The sequence below is a fragment of the Sphingomonas sp. CCH9-F2 genome (assembly GCF_001556735.1).
Taxonomy (GTDB): Bacteria; Pseudomonadota; Alphaproteobacteria; order Sphingomonadales; family Sphingomonadaceae; genus Sphingomonas; species Sphingomonas ginsenosidimutans.
Window position 1 is genome coordinate 1 of record NZ_LSJO01000662.1, and the last position, 6,413, is coordinate 6,413.

The window sequence follows — 6,413 nt, forward strand, 5'->3', positions numbered from 1 at the left end:
GTTGTGCAGATCGATGTGCCCGCCGTTGTGGGTCAGTTCGATCTGGTACACCACGCTCGGCGCGGTGGTGATGAGGTCGAGGTCGTATTCGCGCGTCAGCCGTTCCTGGATGATCTCCAGGTGCAGCAGCCCCAGGAACCCGCAGCGGAAGCCGAAGCCGAGCGCCGCCGACGTCTCCATCTCGAAACTGAACGAGGCATCGTTCAGGCGCAGCTTCGATATGCTCTCACGCAGCTTCTCGAAGTCGTTGGCATCGACGGGGAACAGCCCGCAGAACACCACCGGCTGCACTTCCTTGAACCCCGGCAGCGCCTGCGCCGCGGGCTTCTTGGCATCGGTCAGCGTGTCCCCGACGCGCGCCTGCGCCACGTCCTTGATCTGCGCGGTGATGAAGCCGATCTCGCCCGGCCCCAGTTCGGCGAGCTGCTCGATCTTCGGCCGGAAACAGCCGACGCGGTCGATCAGATGCTGCGTGCCGGCCTGCATGAAGGTGACCTGCTGGCCCTTCTTCAGCGTGCCGTCAATCACGCGCACCAGGATCATGACGCCCAGATACGGGTCGTACCAGCTGTCGACCAGCATCGCCTTGAGCGGCGCGGCCGGATCGCCCTTGGGCGGCGGGATCCGCTCGACCACCGCGTCCAGGATCTCCTCGATCCCGATGCCCGACTTGGCGCTGGCCAGCACGGCATGGCTGGCGTCGAGGCCGATGACGTCCTCGATCTCCTGCCGCACCTTCTCCGGCTCGGCGGCGGGCAGGTCGATCTTGTTGATGACAGGCACGATTTCATGGTCGTGCTCGATCGACTGATAGACGTTGGCCAGCGTCTGCGCCTCGACGCCCTGCGCGGCATCGACCACCAGCAACGCGCCCTCGCACGCCGCCAGGCTGCGCGATACCTCATAGGCGAAGTCGACGTGACCCGGCGTGTCCATCAGGTTCAGGACATGGCCCTTCCATTCCAGGCGCACGGTCTGCGCCTTGATGGTGATGCCGCGCTCCTTCTCGATCTCCATGTTGTCGAGCACCTGCGCGCTCATCTCGCGCTCCGACAGGCCGCCGGTGCGCTGGATCAGCCGGTCGGCGAGCGTCGACTTGCCATGGTCGATATGGGCGATGATCGAGAAATTGCGGATCTTGTCGAGCGGTGTGGCCATGATCCTCGCGCGCCTAGCGCAGCAACGGGCGCGGTGCTAGGGGCAGGCGCGTCATTGGGTGGCCGCTCGCCTTCCCGGACGGATCGTGCGGTGCAGGGGAGCGGCATGATGCAAAGGGGTAATGCGATGAGGAACCGTTCGTTCGCCACCATGCTGACGGGGGCGGCAATGTGCGCCGTCCTGGCGACCGCCGCACCGGCATCTGCGCAGCGGCTGGCGGGGCCATCGTCCGGCCAGAAGCTTCAGGAAAAGACCGCGGCGGACGTACCCCATTGCACCCGCAAACTGGGCACGCTGTCGATCGTCGACGGCGACAATACGTCCTACTGGACCGCCTGGTCGCTGGCCCCGCCGTCGAAGCTGCTGAAGGTGCTGGTCGCACGCTCGGGCTGCTTCAACCTGGTCGACCGCGGCAGCGGGCTGAACGCCGCGGAGCGTGAACGCGCGATCGGCGGCAACCTGGGCCTCCAGCGCGGCTCGAACGTCGGGCAGGGCCAGGTGAAGGCCGCCGACTACGTGCTGGTCGCCGAAGTGCAGGGCGCCAACAGCGACACCAGCGGCAGCGGCGTCGCCGGCGGAATCGGCGGCCTGCTGGGCGGGCGCGTCGGCGGCCTGCTGGGCGGCATCAAGAGCAAGAAGATGGAGGCGAACACCGTCCTGTCGCTCACCAACGTGCGCACGACCGAGACGATCGCCACCGAGGAAGGCTATGCCGCGAAGAACAACCTGTCGATCGGCGGCGGCGGCTTCTACGCGATCGGCGGCGCGGTCGGCGGCGGATACGACAATACCGACATCGGCCGGATCGTGACGCTGTCGTTCATCCAGGCCTATTCGAAGATGGTCGGTTCACTGGGCCTCATCACCCCCGGCGCGGCGGGCACGGCGCAGGCCGCCCCGGCCAAGACCTTCACCGCGCAGGCGCCGGTCGCGCTGCGCGCCTCCGCGGTCGCATCGGCCAAGGTGATCCGCACCATCCCGGCGGGTAGCATCGTCTATCCGACCGGCAACAAGAACGGCCTGTGGTGGGAAGTCGCCGACGAGAACGACAATGTCGGCTGGGTGCTGAACACCAAGCTGGCGCCGACGCAGCAGGCCGCGAACGCGCCCGACATCCACTGATCCGGGGCGGCGGCCGCGCGCGCAGGCGCGGTCGCCGCTCAGCTGGCGGCGCGGATCGCGTCCAGCGCGTTGAGGTAGCGCCGGCTCCCCTCCCCCGTGACCAGCGCCCAGCGCACGCCGCGCCGCTCCAGCTCGCGGCGCGACAGGTCCATGAAGCGCGCGCGCTCGGCGGTGCCGCCGTAGATGCGCACGCTGTCCGCCTGCCACGGCAGATCGATGTCGAACAGCAGATACAGGTCGGCCGGGCTATTCCATGCCGCGAGCCACGGATCGCGGCGGCCGAACATCATGTCGGCCCACACCGCGGTCATCAGCGGATCGGTATCGAGGATGACGGGCGTCGCGCCCGATGCAACCGCGGCGCGCGCCTTCGCATCCTGCGTCCGCGCGATCGTCACCAGATCGGCCATCGTCAGGTCGGTGCCATATTGCTCGCAATAGGTTCGGCCGAATTCGGGGACGAACGCCGAATCGAAATGCGCCGCCAGCCGCGGCGCCATTGACGACTTGCCGGTGCTTTCCGGCCCATGCAGGCAGATCGAGCGCAGCCGTGTCATGCCGCCACCACCCCCGCGCCGCGATCGGCGCCCTGCCCCGCCGCCGCCGCGGCATTGCGCCACCACGCCACCAGCCCGATCACCGCGAGCAGCAGATAGACGAGGTACAGCGCCGCGAACAGGAACAGCCCCTTGGCCAGATACAGCGGCACCGACGCGACATCGACCGCGATCCATAGCGCCCAGTTCTCCAGCTTGCGGCGCGCCATCAGCAGCTGCGCCGCGACGCTCGCGGCGGCGATCCCGGCATCCCACCACGGATAGGACGCATCGGTCCAGCGGTGCATCGACATGCCCCACACCAGCGCCGCCACGACGATGCCCCCGCCCCACGCCAGCCGCGCGCGCGCATCGAGCCGCTCGACCGCCACCGTCCCCGTCGCGGCGGAGGAACGCGACCAGTGGCGCCAGCCATAGAGGTTCGCCGCCACGAAGAAGACCTGCAGCAGCGCGTCGGAATACAGCCGCTCGCGAAAGACGACGATGCCCAGCAGCACCACCGAGGCGATCCCGGTCGGGAACGTCCACACGCTGCGCCGCCCCGCCAGCGCGACGCAGGCGATGCCCAGCAGCGTCGCGGTCCATTCCATCCCGGTCATGACGCCTCCCTAACCATGGCCGCGCGAATCCGCCAAGAGGGGGGCACTCAGCGCGACGGGGGCGGTGCGATCGATCCGCGGGGCACGAAGGTGGACGGGATCACCAGCGGTTCGCCGTCCACCGGGCGCCCCATCGTCCGGTCGATGATGAGCTGCGCCGCGCGCGCCGACACGTCGGCGATCGGCTGCGACACCGCCGCCAGCGGGGGATGGGTATAGCGAACGATCGGCGTATCGTCGAAACTGACCAGCGACAGCGCATCGGGCACCGCCAGCCCGCGTTCGCGCGTGACGTCCAGCGTCGCCAGCGCCATCTGGTCGTTGCTGGCGATGATCGCGGTCGGCGGCGACGGCAGGTCGAGCAGCGCCTGCGCCGCGCGCGTGCCCGACGCGAAACTGAAATCGCCGGGCGCCAGCAGGTCGGCGGTGTCCAGCCCGGCGGCGGCCATCGCATCGCGCCAGCCCGCAACGCGCCACGCGCTCTGTTCGTATTCGTCCGACCCGGCGATCAGGCCGATGCGGCGATGCCCCAGGTCGATCAGGTGGCGGGTCACGTCGCGCGCCGCGCCTTCGTCATCGGTGCTGAGCGCGAAGCCCGGACCGGGCGCGGACGAACCGATCCGCGCGAACACGATCTGCCGCTTTTCCAGGAAATCGAGGATCAGCGGATTGGCCGAATGCGGCGGGGTCAGGATCACGCCGTCGGGTTGCAGTGCCGCGATCGCGCCCGACAGCTCGCGCTCGATATGCGCGCTGTGCGTGTCGACCAGTTCCACGATCATGCGATAGCCGTGCGCCGCGCACGTCAGCATCCCGCCCAGCAGCATCTGGTTGACCCAGTCGCTGCCCTGCCGGCTGCGCCAGTCGGCCAGCGTGCGTTCGCGGTCGTTGAGCGCGACGATCAGATAGGATCGCGACCCGCTCATCCGCTGCGCCGCGATCGACGGGACATAGCCCAGCCGCGCGATCGACGCCTGTACCCGCTCGGCCATTTCGGGGCGAACATTGGGTTCGTTGTTGATGACGCGACTGACGGTCTGGAGCGAGACGCCCGCGTCGGCCGCGACATGGCGGATCGTGACGGCCTGTCGCCGGCGGGCCATAAGATTACTCCGTCGCGGCCAAGCGGTGCCGACCCGCTCGGCACCTGTCGGCATGATGCGCCGATTGTTGCCCGCACCCGCGGCTGTCAAGCGTCGGCCACCCCATCGTCACCGCCCGCGCGTTTCGTCCAGGAACGCCGCGACCCATATCAGCGCGGCGTTCCAGTTGATCGCGACCTCGTTCTGCGAATAGGCGCGCGCATCGTCGCGCCAGCAGGTCTGCGGGCGGCATTTGCCCACCATCGTTCTCGCGACCGGATCGGTCATCGCCGAACTGTTCGGCCCGCCCGACAGCGCGCCCGGCGGCGGCGCGGGAAAGCGCGCGTCGATGCCGGCGCCCCAGAAACGGTGATGCGGAAAGCGCATCGGGCGCGCGCCGATGCCGGAGACATAGGACCGGTCGAGCGGGTTGCGCCCGAGCACGTAATCCAGCGCATCGCGCGCCGCCCCGCGATAGGCCGCGCGGTGCGTCAGATCCCAGGCGGTGCCCAGCACCACGGCGCGCGACAACAGGTCGCCGTTCGATCCCCATTGCGTCGCGCCGGGCGCGGCCGGGTAGCGATAGGGCTGCCGCGCGTCGTCGGACAGGTAGGCATCGGCGCTCGCCAGCAGCGCGCGTCGCTGCGCCGTGACCAGCGCGGGCGGAAAGGCGGCGGGGTGGCGCAGGATCGCGATAGTCCCCGCCGCGCCGGTCGTCGCCCAACCGGGCGTCGCGACCGACGAGACACACGCGAAAGGCGATCGTTCGACCATGCGCAGCGCATCGGGATCGCCGGTCGTCGCGGCGATTTCCGCAGCGGCCCAGAAGAATTCGTCGTCCAGCGCCGCATCCTCATAGGCACCGCTGCCGGTGAAGCGCGGCTCCGCGAACACCGCCGGTTCGCGCCGCGCCGCCGCGAAGGCGCTGAGCGCCGCCGCGCGACATCGCGCCGCGAACGCCGGGTCGATATCGCGCCACAGACGCGCAGCCTGCGCCGCGACTGCCGCCAGGTTCAGCGTCGCGGCGGTCGACGGCGGATAGAGCGCGCGCGTGCCGTGATCGTCCTCGACGCGGATCGGAACCGGCGCCCAGACGGTGTCGCCCAGCTTGTGCCACGCCATGCCGCCCGCCGCGATGGTGCGCGTCGCGCGCCCGTCCGGCGTGGCGACGATCGCCCGCGCGCCATCGGGCAGCTGCATCCGCAGCATCCATTCGATTTCGTAGCGCGCCTCGTCCAGCACATCCGGCACGCCGTTGCTCGCCTCCGGCAGCGCCAGCGCGCCGTCGCGCAGCAGGTCGAACGCGGGTGCGCGTTCCCAGGCGTCGAGCATCATCCACACCGATATACCGGCGTTGACGACATATTTCCCGCGGTCGCCGGCATCGTACCAGCCGCCCGCCACGTCGTACCGCGCCGCGCAGCCCGGCCAGCGCAGCCCGCGTTCGTCCACGCCGGCAAAACAGCGCGCCGTTTCCCCCACATGCCCCGCCGGCCGCGCCAGATCGGGGCGCTGGACGTAGCGCGCCAGGATCGGCACGCCGGCGCGCTGCTGATAGAAGAACGACATCGCATCGCGCAGCAACGGCGCGAAGGGACGCGCGGCGACCGTGACAGGACGGCTGACCGCGCCGCCCGCCTCGACCCGATAGCGTCCGGGCGCCAGCGCGCGCGGCAGTTCGATCGCGGTCACCGCCTCGCCCGCATCGACGGCGTAGCGCGCGGCGGGCGCGACGCCGCGCTGGACGACGCGCCCGGCATCATCGCGCACCCGCCATGCCACCGGCCCGGCGGCGCGCGTGACCACCACGATCCGCTGCCCGGCGGCCGGCTCTAGCCCCAGCTGGCTGACCCGCACCGCCGACACCGGCGGCTCGGCGACGGCAACCGGCGCCG

At 70.2% G+C, this 6,413-nt stretch carries 6 protein-coding genes; 1 reads left to right on the forward strand and 5 read right to left on the reverse strand.

Going from position 1 to position 6,413, the window contains the following annotated elements:
- The coding region (lepA, locus tag AX685_RS18820) for a translation elongation factor 4 (protein ID WP_082741091.1) at positions 1 to 1,158 on the reverse strand (1,158 nt) is incomplete at its 3' end.
- Between the two features lie 126 nt (positions 1,159 to 1,284).
- Between lepA and AX685_RS18825 the strand changes: the two genes are divergently transcribed.
- Positions 1,285 to 2,280: an SH3 domain-containing protein gene (locus AX685_RS18825; protein ID WP_231792300.1), complete on the forward strand. Its 996-nt coding sequence runs from the start codon at positions 1,285 to 1,287 to the stop codon at positions 2,278 to 2,280.
- 38 nt (positions 2,281 to 2,318) lie between these two features.
- Here the strand turns inward: AX685_RS18825 and AX685_RS18830 are convergent, their stop codons facing one another.
- The 4 genes from AX685_RS18830 to AX685_RS18845 all read right to left on the reverse strand — a co-directional run.
- Positions 2,319 to 2,837: an AAA family ATPase gene (locus tag AX685_RS18830; RefSeq protein WP_066491450.1), complete on the reverse strand. Its 519-nt coding sequence runs from the start codon at positions 2,835 to 2,837 to the stop codon at positions 2,319 to 2,321.
- Positions 2,834 to 3,436, reverse strand: coding sequence for a nicotinamide riboside transporter PnuC (pnuC, locus tag AX685_RS18835; RefSeq protein WP_066491457.1), 603 nt, complete (start codon positions 3,434 to 3,436; stop codon positions 2,834 to 2,836). Before pnuC ends, AX685_RS18830 begins: the two co-directional genes overlap by 4 nt.
- 47 nt (positions 3,437 to 3,483) lie before the next feature.
- Positions 3,484 to 4,539, reverse strand: a complete 1,056-nt coding sequence (locus tag AX685_RS18840; RefSeq protein ID WP_066491461.1) for a LacI family DNA-binding transcriptional regulator — start codon at positions 4,537 to 4,539, stop codon at positions 3,484 to 3,486.
- Between the two features lie 108 nt (positions 4,540 to 4,647).
- On the reverse strand, positions 4,648 to 6,413 hold a 1,766-nt coding region (locus AX685_RS18845; protein WP_066491467.1), incomplete at its 5' end, for a glycoside hydrolase family 9 protein.